This window comes from Pseudomonas sp. S1(2024), assembly GCF_046557535.1.
This window is the reverse complement of record NZ_JBKGFP010000066.1, coordinates 46,984-67,878: the sequence shown is the minus strand read 5'-3', so window position 1 is coordinate 67,878 and position 20,895 is coordinate 46,984. Positions and strand designations below refer to the sequence as shown.

Annotated in this window: 19 protein-coding genes; 4 read left to right on the top strand and 15 right to left on the bottom strand. The window is 62.9% G+C overall.

Features of this window, described 5'->3' with window-relative positions; all coding sequences use genetic code 11:
- Position 1: 1 nt before the first annotated feature.
- From nuoJ to ACLCGK_RS18140, 10 genes are all read right to left on the bottom strand, one after another.
- Positions 2-502, bottom strand: a complete 501-nt coding sequence (nuoJ, locus tag ACLCGK_RS18185; RefSeq protein ID WP_003261007.1) for an NADH-quinone oxidoreductase subunit J — start codon at positions 500-502, stop codon at positions 2-4.
- Between the two features lie 10 nt (positions 503-512).
- A complete protein-coding gene (gene nuoI, locus ACLCGK_RS18180; protein ID WP_003251442.1) occupies positions 513-1,061 on the bottom strand; it encodes an NADH-quinone oxidoreductase subunit NuoI in 549 nt (182 codons plus the stop codon).
- 11 nt (positions 1,062-1,072) lie between these two features.
- A complete protein-coding gene (gene nuoH, locus ACLCGK_RS18175; RefSeq protein ID WP_003251440.1) occupies positions 1,073-2,080 on the bottom strand; it encodes an NADH-quinone oxidoreductase subunit NuoH in 1,008 nt (335 codons plus the stop codon).
- Positions 2,077-4,791, bottom strand: coding sequence for an NADH-quinone oxidoreductase subunit NuoG (nuoG, locus tag ACLCGK_RS18170; protein WP_015271054.1), 2,715 nt, complete (start codon positions 4,789-4,791; stop codon positions 2,077-2,079). Before nuoG ends, nuoH begins: the two co-directional genes overlap by 4 nt.
- A gap of 133 nt (positions 4,792-4,924) precedes the next feature.
- Positions 4,925-6,304 (bottom strand): NADH-quinone oxidoreductase subunit NuoF, encoded by a 1,380-nt coding sequence (gene nuoF, locus ACLCGK_RS18165; protein ID WP_015271053.1) that lies wholly within the window; start codon positions 6,302-6,304, stop codon positions 4,925-4,927.
- On the bottom strand, positions 6,301-6,798 hold the full coding sequence (gene nuoE / locus ACLCGK_RS18160) for an NADH-quinone oxidoreductase subunit NuoE (protein WP_003251433.1): 498 nt from the start codon (positions 6,796-6,798) through the stop codon (positions 6,301-6,303). Before nuoE ends, nuoF begins: the two co-directional genes overlap by 4 nt.
- Before the next feature lie 2 nt (positions 6,799-6,800).
- Positions 6,801-8,582, bottom strand: a complete 1,782-nt coding sequence (nuoC, locus tag ACLCGK_RS18155; protein ID WP_013973384.1) for an NADH-quinone oxidoreductase subunit C/D — start codon at positions 8,580-8,582, stop codon at positions 6,801-6,803.
- Positions 8,583-8,660: 78 nt separating this feature from the next.
- Complete coding sequence (locus ACLCGK_RS18150; protein WP_003251429.1) at positions 8,661-9,338, bottom strand: NuoB/complex I 20 kDa subunit family protein; 678 nt, start codon at positions 9,336-9,338, stop codon at positions 8,661-8,663.
- Positions 9,339-9,347: 9 nt separating this feature from the next.
- Positions 9,348-9,761 (bottom strand): NADH-quinone oxidoreductase subunit A, encoded by a 414-nt coding sequence (locus ACLCGK_RS18145; RefSeq protein WP_003251427.1) that lies wholly within the window; start codon positions 9,759-9,761, stop codon positions 9,348-9,350.
- A gap of 383 nt (positions 9,762-10,144) precedes the next feature.
- Positions 10,145-10,807 carry a lysoplasmalogenase gene (locus ACLCGK_RS18140; protein ID WP_410952599.1) on the bottom strand — a complete coding sequence of 221 codons (663 nt, stop codon included), beginning with the start codon at positions 10,805-10,807 and terminating at the stop codon, positions 10,145-10,147.
- Between the two features lie 466 nt (positions 10,808-11,273).
- Between ACLCGK_RS18140 and ACLCGK_RS18135 the strand changes: the two genes are divergently transcribed.
- Both ACLCGK_RS18135 and ACLCGK_RS18130 read left to right on the top strand, forming a co-directional pair.
- Positions 11,274-11,516 (top strand): hypothetical protein, encoded by a 243-nt coding sequence (locus tag ACLCGK_RS18135; RefSeq protein WP_023660665.1) that lies wholly within the window; start codon positions 11,274-11,276, stop codon positions 11,514-11,516.
- 155 nt (positions 11,517-11,671) lie between these two features.
- Positions 11,672-11,935 (top strand): DUF3077 domain-containing protein, encoded by a 264-nt coding sequence (locus tag ACLCGK_RS18130; protein ID WP_023660664.1) that lies wholly within the window; start codon positions 11,672-11,674, stop codon positions 11,933-11,935.
- A 229-nt stretch (positions 11,936-12,164) separates the two neighbouring features.
- On the opposite strand, the gene aceA is transcribed toward ACLCGK_RS18130, so the two are convergent.
- Together aceA and ACLCGK_RS18120 are read right to left on the bottom strand one after the other, a co-directional pair.
- Positions 12,165-13,490 (bottom strand): isocitrate lyase, encoded by a 1,326-nt coding sequence (gene aceA, locus ACLCGK_RS18125; RefSeq protein ID WP_013973380.1) that lies wholly within the window; start codon positions 13,488-13,490, stop codon positions 12,165-12,167.
- Between the two features lie 489 nt (positions 13,491-13,979).
- The gene (locus ACLCGK_RS18120; RefSeq protein ID WP_410952598.1) at positions 13,980-14,714 is read right to left on the bottom strand and encodes a secretin N-terminal domain-containing protein; all 735 of its coding nucleotides are present in this window, start codon (positions 14,712-14,714) and stop codon (positions 13,980-13,982) included.
- Positions 14,715-14,878: 164 nt separating this feature from the next.
- On the opposite strand from ACLCGK_RS18120, the gene ACLCGK_RS18115 reads away from it, so the two are divergent.
- Positions 14,879-16,321, top strand: a complete 1,443-nt coding sequence (locus ACLCGK_RS18115; RefSeq protein ID WP_410952597.1) for a SulP family inorganic anion transporter — start codon at positions 14,879-14,881, stop codon at positions 16,319-16,321.
- A gap of 112 nt (positions 16,322-16,433) precedes the next feature.
- Here the strand turns inward: ACLCGK_RS18115 and fusA are convergent, their stop codons facing one another.
- Positions 16,434-18,545 (bottom strand): elongation factor G, encoded by a 2,112-nt coding sequence (gene fusA / locus ACLCGK_RS18110; protein ID WP_054572494.1) that lies wholly within the window; start codon positions 18,543-18,545, stop codon positions 16,434-16,436.
- Positions 18,546-18,618: 73 nt separating this feature from the next.
- Entirely contained in the window at positions 18,619-19,044 is a 426-nt protein-coding gene (locus ACLCGK_RS18105; protein ID WP_015271047.1) for a hypothetical protein, read from the bottom strand.
- Positions 19,045-19,290: 246 nt separating this feature from the next.
- On the opposite strand from ACLCGK_RS18105, the gene ACLCGK_RS18100 reads away from it, so the two are divergent.
- The gene (locus ACLCGK_RS18100; RefSeq protein WP_100413759.1) at positions 19,291-19,593 is read left to right on the top strand and encodes a hypothetical protein; all 303 of its coding nucleotides are present in this window, start codon (positions 19,291-19,293) and stop codon (positions 19,591-19,593) included.
- Between the two features lie 3 nt (positions 19,594-19,596).
- Here the strand turns inward: ACLCGK_RS18100 and ACLCGK_RS18095 are convergent, their stop codons facing one another.
- Positions 19,597-20,847 carry an aspartate aminotransferase family protein gene (locus ACLCGK_RS18095; RefSeq protein WP_410952596.1) on the bottom strand — a complete coding sequence of 417 codons (1,251 nt, stop codon included), beginning with the start codon at positions 20,845-20,847 and terminating at the stop codon, positions 19,597-19,599.
- Positions 20,848-20,895 lie beyond the last annotated feature (48 nt).

Genomic DNA, 20,895 nt, shown 5'->3' with positions numbered 1-20,895 from the left:
TTTACTCCTTCGCCTCGTTGCGGCCCAGGTGGAAGGCGGTGACGGCCGCGGCCAGCAGCAGCATCGAAGCCAGTTCGACCACCAGCAGGTAAGGGCCGAACAGGCTGATGCCGACTTCTTTCGGGCCCACGGTGGTACCGCTGATGCCGGCTCCGCTCGGGGTGACGAACAGCACGTACAGCAGCTCCAGCAGCAGCAGGGCGGCGAGGATCACCGGCCCGGCCCAGATACCGGGCTTGAGCCAGCCCCGTTCCTGGGCGACCGAAGCCGGCCCGAGGTTGAGCATCATCACCACGAACACGAACAGCACCATGATGGCGCCGGCGTAGGCGATCACTTCCAGGGCGCCGGCGAACGGCGCACCCAGGGCGAAGAAGATCATGGCCACGGAAATCAGCGAAATGATCAGGTAAAGCAAGGCGTGCACGGGGTTGGTGCCGGTCACCACCCGAAGGGTGGAGACCACGGCGATCCCGGATGCGAAGTAGAAAGCGAATTCCATCTTTCTGTCCTTATGGGAGCAAGCTCTTCACGTTGATCGGCTCGGCTTCGTTCTGTGCAGAGCCCTTCGGCTTGCCAGCGATTGCCATGCCGGCAACACGGTAGAAGTTGTAGTCAGGGTTCTTGCCGGGGCCGGAGATCAGCAGATCTTCTTTCTCGTACACCAGGTCCTGACGCTTGAACTCGGCCATTTCGAAATCCGGAGTCAGCTGGATCGCGGTGGTCGGGCACGCTTCTTCACACAGGCCGCAGAAGATGCAGCGCGAGAAGTTGATGCGGAAGAACTCCGGGTACCAGCGGCCGTCCTCGGTCTCGGCCTTCTGCAGCGAGATGCAGCCGACCGGGCAGGCCACCGCGCAGAGGTTGCACGCTACGCAGCGCTCCTCGCCGTCGGGGTCGCGGGTGAGAACGATGCGGCCGCGGTAGCGCGGCGGCAGGTACACGGGTTCTTCGGGGTACTGCAGGGTGTCGCGCTTGCGGAACCCGTGGGAGAACACCATTGCCAGGCTGCGCAGCTGGGTGCCGGTGCCCTTAACGATGTCGCCGATATACTTGAACATGGGTCAAATCCTCACTGGGCCGCGACGGCTGGCGTGTTGTAGAGCACGATCGCAGCGGTCACCAGCAAATTGATCAGGGTCAGCGGCAGGCAGAACTTCCAGCTGAAGTCCATCACCTGGTCATAGCGTGGGCGCGGGATCGAGGCGCGCAGCAGGATGAACAGCATGATGAAGAACGCGGTCTTCAGCGCGAACCACAGGAACGACAGTTGCGGCAGGATGCCGAACGGACCGTGCCAGCCGCCGAAGAACAGGGTTACCAGCAGCGCCGAGATGAGGATGATGCCGATGTACTCACCGACGAAGAACATGCCCCATTTCATGCCGGCATACTCGATGTGGTAGCCGTCGGCCAGTTCCTGTTCCGCTTCTGGCTGGTCGAACGGGTGACGGTGAGTCACGGCGACGCCAGCGATGAAGAAGGTGCAGAAGCCGAAGAACTGCGGAATTATGAACCACAGGTTCTGGGCCTGGTATTCAACGATGTCGCGCATGTTGAACGAACCCACCTGCACCACCACGCCCATCAGCGCCAGGCCCAGGAAGACTTCGTACGACACGGTCTGTGCCGAGGCACGCAAGCTGCCCAGCAGGGCGTACTTGTTGTTCGACGACCAGCCGGCGAACAGCACCGCGTAGACCGACAGGCCGGCCATGGCGAAGAAGAACAGCAGGCCGATGTTCAGGTCGGCGACGCCCCAGGTCGGGGTGATCGGGATGACCACGAAGGCGATCAGCAGGGCGCTCATGGCCACTACCGGTGCCAGGGTGAAGATCACGCGGTCGACGAAGGGTGGGTTCCAGTCTTCCTTGAAGAACATCTTCAGCATGTCGGCAGCGATCTGGAACATGCCGAACGGGCCGACGCGGTTCGGACCGTAACGGTCCTGCCACCAGCCCAGCAGGCGGCGCTCGACGAAGCTGAGCAGCGCGCCGCAGACCACCACCGCCAGCAGGACCACGATGGCCCGCAGCACGGTCAGGATCACATCGATCACTTCGGGGGTGAACCAGCTCATTGTGCTGCCTCCTGCAGACCTTCGACGGATGCACCGAAGATGGCAGGCGGAATGCCGGCCAGGCCTTTCGGCAACGCGACCAGGCCAGCGCCCAGCTCTTCATTGATACGCAGCGGCAGGCGCAGGGCCACACCGGCAACGTTCAGGCTCAGCAGGGCACCGTCGTTGACGCCCAGGCGGTCGGCTTCGGACTTGGCGAGGGCCACGTAGGCTGCCGGGATGCGCTCTTGCACCGGGGCGGCGCGCGAGGAGCTTTCTTCGCTGCCGAACAGGTGGAAGAACGGCACGGCAGTCCAGGTACCACGGGCCGGGTTGAAGGCGCCCGGAATGGTATTGAACCAGTGCAGGCGGTCGCCTTGCGGTTCGATCAGGCGTACGCCCGGGTCACCTGCACGCAGGTGGCCACCGACCTCGTCCTGGAACTTGTTCCAGGCTTGCGGCGAGTTCCAGCCCGGCGACCAGGCGAACGGCACTTGCTGACGCGGTTCGGCCGAACCCGAGTAGCCTTCCATGGAGAAGGCGAACGCGGTGTCCTTGTCTTGCGGAGTACGCGGCTCGTGCACGCTGATGTTGGCGCGCATGGCGGTACGGCCGGAGTAGCGCAGCGGCTCACGGGCCAGTTTCATGCCCTTGATGCGGAACGCGGCGCTTGGCGCGGCGTTGACGATGCCGGCCAGTTGCGGGGCGGCTTCGGCGCAGGCGCTGGTGACGTGGTCCAGCTGGGTCCAGTCGACCGGCTTGTTCAGCAGGGTGGCACGCAGGGCGTGCATCCAGCGCCAGCCTTCGTGGATCTGGATGCTGCTGTCCAGGTATTGCGGGTCGAAGACCTGGAAGAAGCGCTGGGCGCGGCCTTCCTGGCTGACCAGGGTACCGTCGCCTTCGGCGAACGAGGCGGCCGGCAGCACCAGGTGGGCGCGGTCGACAGTCGGGGTTTTCGAGTGGTCGGCAACGATCACTACCTTGGCCGCGGCCAGGGCTGCATCGACCTTGGCGGCCGGTACGCGGGCGTACAGGTCGTTTTCCAGCACGACGATGGCGTCGGCCTTGCCACTGATGACCGCGTCCAGCGCGGCATCGACCGACTCGCCACCGAGCATGGCCAGGCCGAGGCTGTTGGCTTCAGGCACCACCAGGCTCAGCGAGCCGTTCTTCTCGCGCAGCTTCAGCGCCTTGGCGATGTTGGCGGCGGCTTCGATCAGCGCGGGGTCGGCCAGCGAGGTACCGGCTACGACCAGTGGGCGCTTGGCCGCGACCAGCGCGTCGGCGATGCGCTGGGCCAGGGCTTTCGCTTCGGCGTCCAGGCCTTCGACGGCAGGGGCGCTCGGGTCGATGGCGTGGGCCACGGCGAAACCGATGCGGGCCAGGTCGGCCGGGGCGGCGTGCACGCATTCTTCGGCGACGTCGTCCAGCTTGGTTTCAGCCAGCGAAGCGATGAACAGCGGGTACAGCGCGTGCTGGCCGATGTTCTTCACGGCGGCGTCGAGCCACGGCTGCACCTTCATCGCTTCGGCCATGGCCTCGGCCTTGCCCTTGGTGGCCTGGCGCACGGCCAGGGCGACGCGGGCAGCGGTCTGGGTCAGGTCTTCACCGAGCACGAACACGGCGTCGTGGTCTTCGATGTCGCGCAGGGTCGGGACCGGCAGCGGGCTGTTGTTCAGCACGTTCAGGGCCAGGCGTACGCGGGCCAGTTCGCCGGCTTCCATACCCGAGTAGAAGTACTCGGCACCGACCAGCTCACGCAGGCCGTAGTTGCTTTCCAGGCTGGCGCGTGGCGAGCCGATACCGACGATGGTACGGCCGCGCAGCAGGTCGGCGGCCTTGTCCAGGGCGGCGTCCAGGCCCAGCTTGGTGCCGTCGGCCAGGTGTGGCTGGCGTGGGCGATCCTTGCGGTTGACGTAGCCATAGCCGAAGCGGCCACGGTCGCACAGGAAGTACTGGTTTACCGAGCCGTTGAAGCGGTTTTCCACCCGACGCAGTTCGCCGTAGCGCTCGCCCGGGCTGATGTTGCAGCCGCTGGAGCAGCCGTGGCAGATGCTCGGGGCAAACTGCATGTCCCACTTGCGGTTGTAGCGCTCGGAGTGGGTCTTGTCGGTGAACACGCCGGTCGGGCAGACCTCGGTCAGGTTGCCGGAGAATTCGCTTTCCAGCACGCCGTCTTCGACGCGGCCGAAGTACACGTTGTCGTGGGCGCCGTAAACGCCCAGGTCGGTACCACCGGCATAGTCCTTGTAGTAGCGCACGCAGCGGTAGCAGGCGATGCAGCGGTTCATCTCATGGGCGATGAACGGGCCGAGGTCCTGGTTCTGGTGGGTACGCTTGGTGAAACGGTAGCGGCGCTCGTTGTGGCCGGTCATTACCGTCATGTCCTGCAGGTGGCAGTGACCGCCTTCCTCGCACACCGGGCAGTCGTGCGGGTGGTTGGTCATCAGCCATTCGACGACGCTGGCGCGGAACGCCTTGGACTCTTCATCGTCGATGGAGATCCAGGTGCCGTCGGAGGCAGGGGTCATGCAGGACATGACGATACGACCGCGGGTGTCGTTCTCGTCGGTGTACTGCTTGACCGCGCACTGCCGGCAGGCGCCAACGCTACCAAGCGCCGGGTGCCAGCAGAAATAAGGGATGTCGAGGCCGAGCGACAGACAGGCCTGTAACAGGTTGTCTGCACCGTTGACTTCGAGCGCTTTGCCGTCTACGTGGATAGTGGCCATTGTTCAAAGTTCTTCGTTGGCCCGCGTGAGCGGGCGTGGCTAATGGAAATCGGTGAGCTTGCGACACGCCACGATTTCTCGGGCCTGCCGGCAAGCTGGCGAGTGGCACGGACCACCCGCCTTAATCATCTTGTTATGCGCCGACCACGATCGGCCCGGCCTGGATTGGCTTGGCCAGGTCGGGGCGCAGGGCATCGCCAGCCGCAGCTGGAGCGACACCGGCCTCGAACTCGGACCGGAAGTATTTGATGGCACTGCCCAGCGGCTCGACGGCACCCGGTGCGTGAGCACAGAAGGTACGGCCAGGGCCGAGGAAGTTGACCAGGCCCAGCAGCGTCTCGATGTCTTCGGCGCGGCCCTGGCCTTTCTCCAGTGCGCGCAGCATCTTCACGCTCCATGGCAGGCCGTCACGGCATGGGGTGCACCAGCCGCACGATTCGCGGGCGAAGAACTCTTCCATGTTGCGCAGCAGCGAAACCATGTTGATGCTGTCGTCCACCGCCATTGCCAGACCGGTACCCATACGGGTGCCGACCTTGGCGATGCCGCCGGCGTACATCTGCGCGTCGAGGTGCTCGGGCAGCAGGAAGCCGGTACCGGCGCCACCTGGCTGCCAGCACTTGAGCTTGAAGCCGTCGCGCATGCCGCCGGCGTAGTCTTCGAACAGTTCGCGGGCGGTGACGCCGAAAGGCAGTTCCCACAGGCCCGGGTTCTTCACCTTGCCGGAGAAGCCCATCAGCTTGGTGCCGTGGTCTTCGCTGCCTTCACGGGCCAGCGACTTGTACCAGTCGTTGCCGTTGGCGACGATGGCCGGGACGTTGCACAGGGTTTCGACGTTGTTCACGCAAGTCGGCTTGCCCCACACGCCCACGGCGGCAGGGAAGGGCGGCTTGGAGCGCGGGTTGGCGCGGCGGCCTTCCAGCGAGTTGATCAGTGCGGTTTCTTCACCGCAGATGTAGCGGCCGGCACCGGTGTGCACGAACAGCTCGAAATCGAAACCGCTGCCGAGGATGTTCTTGCCCAGCAGGCCGGCGGCCTTGGCTTCCTCGATGGCGCGGTTCAGGTTCTTCGCTGCGGTGGTGTATTCGCCACGCAGGAAGATGTAGCCACGGTAGGCCTTCAGGGCGCGGGCGCTGATCAGCATGCCCTCGACCAGCAGATGGGGCTGTTGCTCCATCAGCATGCGGTCTTTCCAGGTATTCGGCTCCATTTCGTCCGCGTTGCACAGCAGGTAGCGGATGTTCATGGATTCGTCTTTGGGCATCAGGCCCCACTTCACGCCAGTGGGGAAGCCTGCACCACCGCGGCCCTTGAGGCCGGAGTCCTTGACGCTTTGCACGATGTCGTCGGCCGACATCTGCGCCAGCGCCTTGCGGGCGGCAGCGTAGCCGTTCTTCGATTCGTACTCGGCAAGCCAGACCGGCTCGCCGTCGTCACGCAGGCGCCAGGTCAGCGGGTGGGTTTCGGCCGTGCGCGCGATGCGGTTGGCCGGGCCGAAGGAAGTAATGGTCATACGTAACCCTCCAGCAATTTGGAAACGCCAGCCGGCTGCACGTCACCGAAGGTGTCGTCGTCGATCATCAGCGCCGGGGCCTTGTCGCAGTTGCCCAGGCAGCATACCGGCAGCAGGGTGAAGCGGCCGTCGGCGGTGGTCTGGCCCAGGCCGATGCCCAGTTCGCTTTGAATCTGGCTGACCACGGATTCATGGCCGCCGATGTAGCAGACCATGCTGTCGCACACGCGGATGATGTGGCGGCCGACCGGCTGACGGAAGATCTGGCTGTAGAAGGTGGCGACACCTTCGACGTCGCTGGCCGGGATGCCCAGTACTTCGCCGATGGCGTGGATGGCGCCGTCCGGCACCCAGCCACGTTCCTTCTGGACGATCTTCAGGGCTTCGATGGACGCCGCGCGCGGGTCCTCGTAGTGATGCATTTCGTGCTCGATGGCCGAGCGCTCGGTTTCGCTCAGGGCGAAACGGTCTGTCTGGATAAGCGTGCTGTTCATGCTTAGCGGTCCACGTCAGCCATAACGAAGTCGATACTGCCCAGGTACGCAATGAGGTCGGCGACCATGCTGCCTTTGATCACCGAAGGGATCTGCTGCAGGTGCGGGTAGCTCGGGGTACGGATCCGGGTGCGGTAGCTCATGGTGCCGCCATCGCTCGTCAGGTAGTAACTGTTGATGCCCTTCGTCGCTTCGATCATCTGGAACGACTCGTTGGCCGGCATGACCGGGCCCCACGAGACTTGCAGGAAGTGCGTGATCAAGGTTTCGATGTGCTGCAGGGTGCGCTCTTTCGGCGGCGGCGTGGTCAGCGGGTGATCCGCCTTGTACGGGCCTTCCGGCATGTTGCGCAGGCACTGGTCGATGATGCGGATACTCTGGCGCATCTCCTCGACACGGACCATGCAGCGATCGTAGGCATCGCCGTTGTGGGCCAGCGGTACTTCGAACTCGAAGTTCTCGTAACCGGAGTAGGGGCGGGCTTTACGCAGGTCGAAGTCGCAACCGGTGGCACGCAGGCCGGCACCGGTGGTACCCCAGGCCAGGGCTTCCTTGGTGTTGTACGCGGCAACGCCGATGGTACGGCCCTTGAGGATGCTGTTCTGCAGGGCGGCCTTTTCGTACTCGTCGAGGCGCTTGGGCAGCCATTCGACGAAGTCCTTGACCAGCTTGTCCCAGCCGCGCGGCAGGTCGTGGGCAACGCCACCGATGCGGTACCAGGCCGGGTGCAGGCGGAAACCGGTGATCGCTTCGATCACGGTGTACGCGCGCTGGCGGTCGGTGAAGGTGAAGAACACCGGGGTCATGGCGCCGACGTCCTGGATGTAGGTACCCAGGAACAGCAGGTGGCTGGTGATACGGAAGAACTCGGCCAGCATCACGCGGATGGTGTCGACCTTCTGTGGCACCTTGATGCCGGCCAGCTTCTCGACCGCGAGCACGTACGGCAGGTTGTTCATTACCCCGCCGAGGTAGTCGATACGGTCGGTGTAGGGGATGAAGCTGTGCCAGGACTGGCGTTCGGCCATTTTTTCGGCGCCACGGTGGTGGTAGCCAATGTCCGGTACGCAGTCGACGATCTCTTCACCGTCCAGCTGCAGGACGATACGGAAGGCACCGTGCGCGGAAGGGTGGTTGGGGCCGAGGTTGAGGAACATGTAGTCCTCGTTGGCGCCCTGGCGCTTCATGCCCCAGGCTTCAGGGTTGAAGCGTGCCGATTCCTCTTCAAGCTGCTGCTTGGCCAGGGTCAGGCTGTAGGGATCGAACTCGGTGGCGCGGGCCGGGTAGTCCTTGCGCAGCGGGTGGCCTTCCCAGGTGGGCGGCATCATGATGCGGCTGAGGTGCGGGTGGCCGGCAAAGTCGATGCCGAACATGTCCCAGACTTCGCGCTCGTACCAGTTGGCGTTCGGCCAGATACCGGTCACGGTCGGCAGGTTCAGGTCGCCTTCGCTGAGCGACACCTTGATCATCACATCGCTGTTACGCTCGATCGAAAGCAGGTGGTAGAACACGCTGAAGTCGGCGGCTGGCAGGCCGCGGCGCTGGGTGCGCAGGCGCTCGTCGACGCCGTGCAGGTCGTACAGCATGCTGTAGGGCTTGGCTACGCCGCGCAGGAAGCTGAGCACTTCCTTGAGCTGCTCGCGCTTGACCCACAGCACGGGCATGCCGGTGCGGGTTTCCTGGGCGACGAATGCTTCGGCGCCAAAACGGTTGTGCAGTTCGACGACCACATCCTGGTCGTCAGCCTTGTAGGGCGGAATAAAAATAGCGTTGTCCGCTGTCATGGTCTCGGTCGCTTTGGGTCAACGTTAAGAATGAAGCCAGGCCGCCGGCTCCAGGGGAGCGGGCGGCAGGTCGCTGGATCAGACTTCGTCGGGGCTGCGCAGGTTGGTTACTGCAATGCGCTGCTCACGACGCAGGTCTTTCTGGGCTGGCATCTCGGCACGGTAAATACCTTGATCACCAACAACCCAGGAAAGCGGGCGTCGTTCTTGGCCGATCGACTCCTGCAGCAGCATCAAGCCTTGCAGGAAAGCCTCAGGGCGTGGCGGGCAGCCGGGCACATAGACGTCCACGGGGAGGAACTTGTCGACCCCCTGAACGACCGAGTAGATGTCGTACATGCCGCCGGAGTTGGCGCACGAACCCATGGAGATTACCCATTTCGGCTCGAGCATCTGCTCGTACAGGCGCTGGATGATCGGCGCCATTTTGACGAAGCAGGTACCGGCGATGACCATGAAGTCGGCCTGACGCGGCGATGCCCGGATGACTTCGGCGCCGAAGCGGGCGATGTCGTGGGGTGCCGTGAAGGCCGTGGTCATTTCCACGTAGCAGCAGGACAGGCCGAAGTTGTACGGCCAGAGGGAGTTCTTGCGACCCCAGTTGACCGCGCCACGCAGCACATCTTCAAGCTTGCCCATGAAGATGTTCTTGTGGACCTGGTCCTCCAGCAGTTGATCGGTGACGGTTTCCCGTTCACCGACCGGGTACTGCTCGTTGGGCGCATCCGGATCGATTCTGGTGAGATTGTATTGCATGCCAAAGCCTCATTGTTTCAGCTTCGCTTGCCGCTTGCGGCGACCTTCGGGAGCCCAATCAAGTGCCCCGACGCGCCATAGGTAGACAAGACCAGCCAACAGAATTGCTATGAAAACGAGTGCTTCGACGAATCCGGTCCAGCCGCTTTCGCGGACGGACACAGACCATGCAAAGAGAAAGAGGGCTTCGATATCGAAGATCACGAACAGCATCGCGACCAGATAGAATTTGGCGGACAGGCGCAGGCGGGCGCTGCCGACGGGCAGCATGCCGGATTCGAAGGGTTCGTTCTTGGCGCGGCCCCAGGCCTTGCTACCGAGCAGGCTGGACAGGCCGAGCATGAAGGCGCACAGGCCGACGACACCCAGAAGGAAGATGGCAAAGCCCCAGTTGTGGGCGATGAGTCCTGCCGAATCGGACATGCTAGAGATCCTTATACAGAGACCCAGCTCTGCAGTCTGAAATAAGTGTAGAGCGGCGACCTGGTGTCGCACATGCAGTGACCAAATGTCGCAGCTGAATCAATCGCGCTGATTTTATGGGTAAACCCCGTGCAAGTAAAATTTCTGTAGCAAATTTATTCGTAGGATTAAGTACAAAAGCCGCTTGTAACTGGCTGAAAGCCTTGAGATTCGGGCATTGCGTGCGGTTTTGTTAATTATGTTTCCTGCGAATGGTAACGAATTGCAAGTTTCGAAATGATAATTAATATCATTTGATCTGATGTCTGATATTTCCGTTGTTCTGTGTCTTGTAAAGTTCATCTGGCGATTCCCCCTACTTGCAAATGCAAAAAACGCCTGTTCTAGCATCTTCTGACGCCGCTTGCCCCGCCCTGGGTCAATACTTTACCGATTGAGCGATGACTGGCTGATGAAGCGATCGCCCATTGGCCGAGCCAGTAGGTGAGGATGATCAGGTACGGCGCGGCGGCGAACGGGCTGACGAAGCGGTCGATACCGATCAGGCTGTCGGAGAGCACGAACAGGCAGGCGCCGAGCGCGGCGAGCCCGCCACAGGCCAGGGCGCGCCAGAGCATGGCGCTGATGGCCAAGGCGTAGAGCACGACCGGGATCAGTAGTGGGCCGAGGCCGTGGCTGGCCAGTACGCCGAGCAGAGTGATGCCGGTGATGCCGCTCAGCAGCAGTGCGGGCAGGGCTGGGCGCAGGGTCTGGCTGCAATAGGCGCGCAGGTAGGCCAGGTGGGCGCAGAGGAAGGCAGCAAGGCCGAACACGAACAGGTCGGCGGGGATGGCCAGCAGGATGTCGCCGAGTACCGAGAAGGCCAGGCCGAGGGTGATCCAGCGGCGATAAGGTGTGGCAGGGGTGCTGCGCAGCCAGGCGATCAGGGTCAGTACCGGGATCGGTTTGGCCAGGAGGGCGAGCAGGGTGCTGTCGCTGGCCAGTGCATATATATAGAGGGCGGCGGCGGTCAGGGCGAGAATCATCAGGTGGCTTGGACGAAGCATGGGCAGTCCTTGCGGCTGTGCTGCCTCAAGCATAGACCTGATCCAGGGTTTTGCTTCCTTCTGTACCGGCCCTTTCGCGGGTAAACCCGCTCCTACAACGATAGGTGGTCCATGTAGGAGTGGGTTTACCCGCGAATAGGCCGGTGCAGGCGCTGCCGAAGTGCGGCATAAAACAGATTTGTCCCCTTCCATGTAGGCCATTTCCCAAACATACTCCTGCCGCGCATTTTCCGTTGCCGCTGCTCAGGCAGCGCTCTAGTCTCGGCATGTCGTTGCTCATCAACGATACAGCTTTGACAGGCTGTGACGGTAAATAGTGTGCGGCTCGCCCTTATGGTGGCTGTGCGTGCGGGCACGCTTGCGTGCGCCGGAACTTAGCTATTTCCGCCGGTCTGTCAACCCACGTACAGCTGCCACCCTTCTGTTTGACAGCAGGCGGGTGCCCGGCCATAGAAGGTAAATAGCTATGCTGAAAGTTGTCCCCGATCCACCCCACAACCCCCATTCCCTCGAAGACACCCTGATCCAGGCCACCGACTACGCACTGTGCGCGGCGACCGTGGTGCATCAGGCCTTGCTGCTGCAGCCCAAATCCCCGGCTTCGATCCTGATGATGACCTCGATGCATGAGCTGGAGGCGCTGCGGGCTTTGCTTGAGTCGGCATTGGTTCAGGTGCAGATGCCCGCAGAGCCCAGGACTTCACACTAGGGCTGATTAATGTGTTGCCAGGGCCGGTCCTTTCGCGGGCACGCCCGCTCCCACAGGATCACCACAGCCTTCAAGGTTTGTACTGTACCTGTGGGAGCGGGCGAGCCCGCGAAGAGGCCGGCCCTGGCAGTCGAGAGTTTTCAGGGGAATGATCAATGACAACAGAAGACACCCAGTTCACCGTCGGCAAAACCACCTTCTACCAAGGTGAAAACGGTACTCACCCACTGTTCCGCATCGAGCCCGGCATTCCTTGTCGGGATGCCCGCGAGCAGTCCTCGGAGCTGATGGGCTATGTGCGCGAACTGACCATCACCGGCCTGATGGATGAGAAACCCATGATGATCTGGGCCGCCCACTATCTGAGCGCGATGGCCAAGGCACTGATGGATGATGCCGAGCTGGGCATGAAGCACTGAGGTATTGCAGGGCTTCGCAATTGCTTTGTAGGAGCGGCCTTGTGTCGCGAAAGGGCCGCAGAGCGGCCCCGGGATTTAAGCATCGAGGCAAAGAAAGCTGGGGCCGCTTTGCAGCCCTTTCGCGACACAAGGCCGCTCCTACAGGTTCCGTATATTCCTGGGTACAGACCAAAAAGAAAGGCCCGGGGCTTCAACAAGCCTCGGGCCTTTCCTCAACAGCAACCCACTATCAGTGGAACTGCTCTTCCTCGGTCGAACCGGTCAGTGCAGTCACCGACGATGCACCACCCTGAATCACGGTGGTCATGTCGTCGAAGTAGCCAGTGCCCACTTCCTGCTGGTGCGCCACGAAGGTGTAGCCTTTGTTGGCGTCAGCAAATTCCTGCTCCTGCAGCTTCACGTAGGCGGTCATGTCGTTGCGGGCGTAGTCGTGCGCCAGGTTGAACATGCCGTGCCACATGTTGTGGATGCCGGCCAGGGTGATGAACTGGTGCTTGTAGCCCATTGCCGACAGCTCGCGCTGGAACTTGGCGATGGTCGCGTCGTCCAGGTTCTTCTTCCAGTTGAAGGAAGGCGAGCAGTTGTACGACAGGATCTGGTCCGGATACTCCTTCTTGATCGCTTCGGCGAAGCGGCGGGCTTCGTCCAGGTCCGGCTTGGCGGTTTCGCACCAGATCAGGTCGGCGTACGGCGCGTAGGCCAGGCCGCGGGCGATGGCCTGGTCGAGGCCGGCGCGTACCTTGTAGAAGCCTTCACGGGTGCGCTCGCCAATCACGAACGGCTGGTCGTACGGGTCGCAGTCGCTGGTCAGCAGGTCGGCGGCGTTGGCGTCGGTACGGGCCAGGATGATGGTCGGCACGCCCGATACGTCAGCTGCCAGGCGCGCGGCCACCAGCTTTTGCACGGCTTCCTGGGTCGGTACCAGTACCTTGCCACCCATGTGGCCGCATTTTTTCACCGAGGCCAGCTGGTCTTCGAAGTGCACACCGGCGGCGCCTGCTTCGATCATGTTCTTCATCAGCTCGTAGGCGTTCAGTACGCCACCGAAACCGGCTTCGGCGTCGGCCACGATCGGTGCGAAGTAGTCGATGTAGCCATCGTCGCCCGGGTTCTTGCCGGCTTTCCACTGGATCTGGTCGGCGCGGCGGAAGGCGTTGTTGATGCGCTTGACCACGGTCGGTACCGAGTCGACCGGGTACAGCGACTGGTCAGGGTACATGGACTCGGCCGAGTTGTTGTCGGCGGCAACCTGCCAGCCGGACAGGTAGATGGCCTGGATGCCGGCCTTGACCTGCTGCACTGCCTGGCCGCCGGTCAGGGCGCCCATGCAGTTGACGAAATCTTTTTCTGGGCGGAAGGACGGGTGGGCACCTTCGGTGACCAGCTTCCACAGTTTTTCTGCACCCAGGCGGGCCAGGGTGTGCTCCGGCTGCAGGGAGCCACGCAGGCGAACGACATCAGCGGCGGTGTAGGTACGGGTCACGCCTTTCCAGCGCGGGTTCTCGGCCCAGTCTTTCTCGAGGGCTGCAATTTGCTGTTCGCGTGTCAGTGCCATGGAAATAAACCTCGTCGCATCGATCTTGGGGTAATTGTGCTGATGCTCGGAGCAGATCAGGAGCTGGCGGCTGTCCTGTTCGCAGGAGTGCGGCGGCGAACGCGAAGGCTCGAAGGGGAAGGGTGTGCAGGCCAGGCGAAAGGGTGCTCCGGCAGGTCGGCTCGTGGTTGCCTTGCTGCGGTGCTACGCGATTGCCAGTACTGCGGTGATGCGCTTCCGTCCCTCGGGACAACTTCTTCGTTGCAGTCGCAATCCCGTCGAACCGCCTTGTGGGCCGTATAGACACGAGACGCCTCCAGGGGTGGGAGGAGCGCGCCTCGAAGGCCCTTGCCAGGGCCCCTGATTAGCGGGAGCGAGGCCATCATGCCCTTTGGAAAAAGACCCTGTCAAATGTTTTGTAGTGGTTTTTTTCACTTACTACATCTTTGGTCTAATGCGACTTGGCAGTCAGTTTCAAGGCCTTTGGTCGAGGCCTTGAATTGCCTGGGATCAGTCGAGAAGGTCGACTTTGACGCGCAAAGTCATGTTTTCACCCCGTTGGGTGCTGTAACTGTGGCTTGATGCGCTACGGTCGGCTTGGCTCTGCTGGTTGTAGCCCGCCAGTGTGATCCATTCTCCGAGCTTGCCGGTGATGGTCGTGTCGGTGCTTTGCACTTTCACTACATCAGCACGTTCCTGGCTGATGCGGTCATTATTGGTGCTTATTTGCAGACGAACCGTATCGCCACTCAAGCTGGGGGTGACGTAGAAACCCTGGGTCACGTTGCGGTATTCGGTATTGCTCTGGATGCGCCCGTAGCCGTCGGTGCTGGTGCTGGTGATCGGGATGCTCTGGCCAATCTGGATCAGCGCCGGCTGGCCTTCGCTGGCCTGAATCTGCTGCATGCCGCCGTCACGGTTGCTGGTGCCATAGTGGATGACGCGCGCGTTGCCACGGTTGTCCTGGAAGTTGCTGTCGTTGTTGTCGACGCTGATCAGCAGGCGCTTGGGTGCAGTATCCAGTTGTTGCAGCAGGGTGCGCAGGTCGTCGATGCGTTCGGGGCTGGCGTTGACGATCAGCTTGTTCTCGAAGGCGCTGACCGTGCCGTCCTTGCCGATGAATGCCTGGGCGGCGGGCAGCAGTTCGGCGCTGCTGCGGTGTTGTAGCGGCAATACCTCGGTGGCGGCCTGGGCAGTGAGGCTGGCGGCCAGTAGCAAGGCGGCGAATTGGGGGCGTAGCGGCATGTCCATGATCTCCGCAGGTGGAATGTTCATGATGGCAAATTTGCCCAGCTTCTGCTGGTTTCACGTTACAGATCCCCTTGAGCGGTGGCCGCTGTCAGACAAATTCCGTAACATCGCGCCCCTTGTTTTTGTACCGTTCGCCCGGATTGCCTCACAGGATGCCCATGAAACCCGCCCGACTTCGCGCCGACGTGCTCGCCGGCCTGACCACCTCGTTCGCCTTGGTGCCCGAGTGCATCGCCTTTGCCCTGGTGGCTCACCTGAACCCGCTGATGGGCCTGTATGGCGCCTTCATCATCTGCACCCTGACGGCGCTTTTCGGTGGTCGACCGGGGATGATTTCCGGTGCCGCCGGCTCGATGGCGGTGGTGATCGTTGCGCTGGTGGTGCAGCACGGTGCGCAGTACCTGCTGGCCACGGTTTTGCTGGGCGGCGTGGTGATGATCCTGTTCGGCTTGTTGCGCCTGGGCAAGCTGGTGCGGTTGGTGCCGTACCCGGTGATGCTCGGCTTCGTCAACGGCCTGGCCATCGTTATCGCCTTGGCCCAACTGGAACACTTCAAGGAGGGCGGGCACTGGCTCAGCGGTACGCCGCTGTACCTGATGATTGGACTGGTGGCGCTGACCATGGCGGTGGTCTACGTGCTGCCGAAGTTGACCCGTACGGTGCCGCCAGCGCTGGTGGCGATCCTTGGCGTTGGTTTGCTGGTGTACCTGCTTGGCCTGCCCACACGCACCCTGGGCGATATGGCGCGCATCGCCGGTGGCCTGCCGCAGCTGGCCCTGCCGGACGTGCCGTGGAACCTCGAGACCCTCAAGATCATCGCCCCCTATGCGGTGCTGATGGCCATGGTCGGCCTGCTTGAGACCCTGCTTACGCTCAACCTGACCGATGAAATCACCGAGAGCCGTGGCTACCCGGACCGCGAGTGCGTGGCGCTGGGCGCGGCCAACATGGTTTCCGGCCTGTGCGGTGGCATGGGTGGTTGCGCGATGATCGGCCAGACCATGATCAACCTCAGCTCCAATGGCCGTGGTCGGCTGTCGGGTGTGGTGGCCGGGGTGATGGTCTTGCTTTTCGTGCTGTTCCTGTCGCCGCTGATCGAGCGTATTCCGCTGGCGGCGCTGGTCGGGGTGATGTTCGTGGTGGCGCAGCAAACCTTTGCCTGGGCGTCTTTGCGGGTGCTGCACAAGGTGCCGCTGAGCGATGTGCTGGCGATCATTGCGGTGACCGTGGTCACCGTGTTCACCGACCTGGCCGTGGCCGTGCTGTTCGGCATCGTCATCGCGGCGGTGAACTTTGCCTGGCAGCATGCGCGGGAGCTGTATGCCGACAGCCATGAGGATGCAGAGGAGGGCAAGCATTACCAGGTGCATGGCACGCTGTTCTTTGCCTCGACTACGGTGTTCCTGAACCAGTTCGACCCGGCTAACGACCCGGCCAAGGTGACCCTGGATTGCCAGCATTTGAGCTTTGTCGATTATTCGGCGATTGCGGCGTTGAAGACCTTGCGGGAGCGGTATGCGAGGGCGGGCAAGCAGTTGCGGGTGGTGCATTTGTCCGAGCGCTGCAAGAAGCTGCTGAAGCGGGCTGGGGAGCAGCACTGAGAAGGGTTGGTGCCTGTGCTGGCCTCTTCGCGGCTAAAGCCGCTCCTACAGGGGGTATGCATTCCCTTTGGGAGCGGCTTTAGCCGCGAAGAGGCCAGCACAGGCGAACGAATCACTCCCCGCGGTTCTTCTTGACGATGGCATCGGCAATGCTCGCCGGTGCCTCGGCATAACGGGTGAACTCCATCGAGAAGCTGGCCCGGCCCTGGGTCATGGAGCGCATCGAGGTGGCATAGCCGAACATCTCGCCCAGCGGCACCTCGGCACGGATCACCTTGCCGGCCGGTGTTTCGTCACCGTCCTGGATCATCCCGCGGCGCCGGCTCAGGTCGCCGAGGATGTCACCCTGGTACTCCTCCGGGGTCACCACTTCCACCTTCATCACCGGCTCCAGCAACACCGCCCCACCTTTCTGCGACAGCTGCTTGGTGGCCATCGAGGCGGCGATCTTGTAGGCCATTTCGTTCGAATCGACATCGTGGTACGAGCCGTCGTACACCGCCGCCTTCAGGTTGATCAGCGGGTAGCCGGCCAGCACGCCGTTCTTCATCTGCTCCTCGATGCCTTTCTGGATAGCCGGGATGTATTCGCGTGGTACCACGCCGCCAACGATCTCGTTGATGAACTCCAGGCCTTCCTTGCCCTCGTCGCCGGGGGCGAAGCGGATCCAGCAGTGGCCGTACTGGCCCCGGCCGCCGGACTGGCGGACGAAGCGGCCCTCGATCTCGCAGGTGTTGCGGATTTTCTCTCGGTAGGCCACCTGTGGCTTGCCAATGTTGGCCTCGACGTTGAACTCGCGGCGCATGCGGTCGACGATGATGTCCAGGTGCAACTCGCCCATGCCCGAGATAATGGTCTGGCCGGTCTCCTCGTCGGTGCGCACGCGGAATGACGGGTCCTCCTGGGCCAGCTTGCCCAGGGCGATGCCCATTTTTTCCTGATCGGCCTTGGTCTTTGGCTCCACCGCCACGGAAATTACCGGGTCGGGGAAGTCCATGCGCTCGAGGATGATCGGCTTGTCCATGTCGCACAGGGTGTCGCCGGTGGTCACGTCCTTCATGCCGATCAGCGCGGCGATGTCGCCGGCGCACACATCCTTGATTTCAGCCCGCTGGTTGGCATGCATCTGCACCATGCGGCCGATGCGTTCCTTCTTGCCCTTGACCGAGTTGAGCACCGCGTTGCCGGAGCTGAGCACGCCGGAGTACACCCGGGCGAAGGTCAGGGTGCCGACGAACGGGTCGGTGGCGATCTTGAATGCCAGGGCCGAGAACGGCTCACTGTCGTCGGCGTGGCGCTCCAGGTGCTTTTCTTCGTCATCCGGGTCGGTGCCCTTGATGGCCGGGATCTCCGACGGGGCGGGCAGGTAGTCGATGACCGCGTCGAGCATCAGCGGCACGCCCTTGTTCTTGAACGACGAGCCTAGAATGGTCGGCACGATCTCGTTGTTCAAGGTGCGTTTGCGCAGGCCGGCCTTGATCTCTTCGATGCTTAACGCTTCGCCTTCGAGAAACTTGGTGAGCAGTTCGTCATCGGCCTCGGCCGCTGCCTCGACCATGTGCGCGCGCCATTCGTCGGCCAGCGCCTGCAGCTCGGCAGGGATGTCTTCTTCGCGGTAGCTGGTGCCCTGGTCGGCATCGTTCCAGTAGATGGCCTTCATCTTCACCAGGTCGATCTGGCCGATGAAGTTCTCTTCGCTGCCGATGGCCAGCTGGATCGGCACCGGATGGTGGCCCAGGCGCTGATCGATCTGCTTGACTACGCGCAGGAAGTCGGCGCCCTGGCGGTCCATCTTGTTGATGTAGGCCAGGCGCGGCACGTGGTACTTGTTGGCCTGGCGCCATACGGTCTCGGACTGCGGTTCGACCCCGTCCGCGCCGCTGAACACCACTACCGCGCCATCGAGCACGCGCAGCGAGCGCTCCACCTCGATGGTGAAGTCGACGTGGCCCGGGGTGTCAATGATGTTGAAGCGATACTTGTGGGCGAACTGCTTGGTCGAGCCCTGCCAGAAGGCAGTGGTCGCCGCCGAGGTGATGGTGATACCGCGCTCCTGCTCCTGGGCCATCCAGTCCATGGTCGCGGCACCATCGTGCACTTCGCCCATCTTGTGGTTGACCCCGGTGTAGAACAGGATCCGCTCGGTGGTCGTGGTCTTGCCGGCGTCCACGTGGGCGACGATACCGATATTGCGGTACAGCTCGATGGGCGTTGTACGGGCCATGGCGGACTACCTGCGGATGAGCGGATTCTCCCACGGTAGCAGAACGGGAGAATCCTGCTTTACCGCCGGGCCGTCAGTCGGCCTGGGCTTGCAGCTGCCACTGGCCATCCACTTCGCGGGCCAGGCCGCTGGCTGGCAGCAGGGCCAGCAGGCGCGTGTGCAGGGCGGCTTCGGTGAAGGTCTTGAGGGTGGCCAGGTCCAGTGCGCCGACCAGGTTGAGATCGGCCTTGGTGTACGAAAGCCAGGCCTTTTTCAGGGCCTGGGCGACGTCGCTGCCGGAGGTGCTGGCAAAGCGGCGGTGCCATTGGCGGCCGTCGAAGGTGAAGGTGTGGGCGTGGCTGTAGGTGCCTTGGTCGCCCCCTTCGGTGCAGCGATGGCAACGGCACGGGCCTTCGCCGAAGGCGTTGCGCAGGTAGCTGTTGAAGTCCACCACGGGCTTGAGGGACAGGCGTTTGTCGACTTCGAACAGGTCGGCGATCAGGGGTTCTTCGGCGCTCACTCGGGATCCTCGTGTGGTGTGGCGTGCATCGGCGGGCACCCTAACAGATCGGGCCCTTCAGATCACCTTTTGCAGGCCCGGCCTCTTCGCGGGCTCGCCCGCTCCCACAGGGACCGCACATTGCCCAAGGCGTGCGCAGTACCTGTGGGAGCGGGCGTGCCCGCGAAGAGGCCGGTAGAGACAATGGAGATCACCTGCCGTACTCTACGCGCCCATACGCCTACACACCCACTGAGGTAACCCCGCTTGAGCACCAAGTACCCGTACATCGCCACCATCACCATCAGCGCCGAAGACCGTGGCGGCGACGCCGAGGCCTCGGAAAACCCCAATATGCGCGTTGGCCTGGAAGCGGTGACCGAAACGCTGAAGAAGGTGCATTTCGTCGGTACGCTCGCAGCCCCCGAAAAGAACGCCACGCACATCTGCGTGACCCTGGAGAACGGCCTGACCTACTACGGCCCGATCGTCAACGGGCACGCCGAACTCGAAGGCGGCTGGATTGCCTTCGAGTCCGACATGCTCACTCCCGCAGAGCTGGGCTTGTAAGTATCAGTTCAGCTCGGCCAGGCACTGCTCGAGGATATCCAGGCCTTCCTCGAGCACTTCGGCTTCGATGGTCAGCGGTGCCAGCAGGCGGATGATGTGCCGCGCCTTGCCGCTGGGCATCAGCAACAGGCCCTTGGCCCGCGCCGCTTCCATCACCTTGGCCAGTTGCGCCGGTGCCGGGCTGCCGTCGGCATTGACGAACTCGATCCCGCGCATCGCGCCGACGCCGGTGAGGCGGCCGATGAACGGGCTCAGTCCCGAGGCCTTCCAATGCTCGAAGCGGCGCACGATTGCCTGCTCCTGGCGCTCACCCCAGGTAGCGACGGCCTCGTCGGTCATCTGCGCCAGGCTGGCCAGGGCCGCTGCGCAGGCGATCGGGTTGCCTGAGTAGGTGCCACCCAGGCCGCCCTTGGGCAGTGCTGCCATCAACTCCTTGCGCCCGACCACCGCACCCAGCGGCATGCCGCCGGCAATGCTCTTGGCCAACAGCAGCAGGTCGGGCTCGATGCCCAGACGCGGGAAGGCGAAGCGCTGGCCGGTGCGGCCGAAGCCCGACTGGATCTCGTCGATGATGATCAGGATACCGCGCTCGTCGCAGAAGCGGCGCAGGGCCTGGGCGAAGGCTGGGTCAAGGGCGAGGAAGCCGCCTTCGCCTTGCACCGGCTCGAAAATGAACGCCGCGACGTCCTCCACTGCCAGTTCGACGCTGAACAGGCGGTCCATGGCCTTGAGGGCCTGTTCGCAGGTAACCCCGGTGTCGGCGCTGGGGTAGGGCAGGTGGTACACCGGCCCCGGCAGCTCACCGACCCGCTGCTTGTACGGGGCGACCTTGCCGTTGAGGTTCAGGGTGGCCAGGGTGCGACCGTGGAAGCCGCCGTCGAAGGCGATGATGGCGCGTTTGCCGGTGGCACCACGGGCCACTTTCAGGGCGTTTTCCGCAGCTTCCGCACCGCTGTTGGTGAGCATGCCGGCCAATGGGTAGCTGACCGGTACGAATTGGCTCAGTTGTTCCATCAGCGCCAGGTATGGGCCATGGGGGGCTGCGTTGAAGGCGTAGTGGGTAAGGCGAGCGGCCTGGGCCTGGATCGCCTCGACCACGGCCGGGTTGCAGTGGCCCAGGTTGAGTACACCGATACCGCCGACGAAGTCGATGTAACGTTTGCCGTCGGTGTCCCAGACTTCGGCATTACGGCCATGGGAAAGTGTGATCGGGTGAACGATGGCAATGGATTGGCTGATACTTTCCTGGTTCATGGGCACGCGGACCTTTGTTCGAATTTCTTATTATCCAAGCGTGTTGGC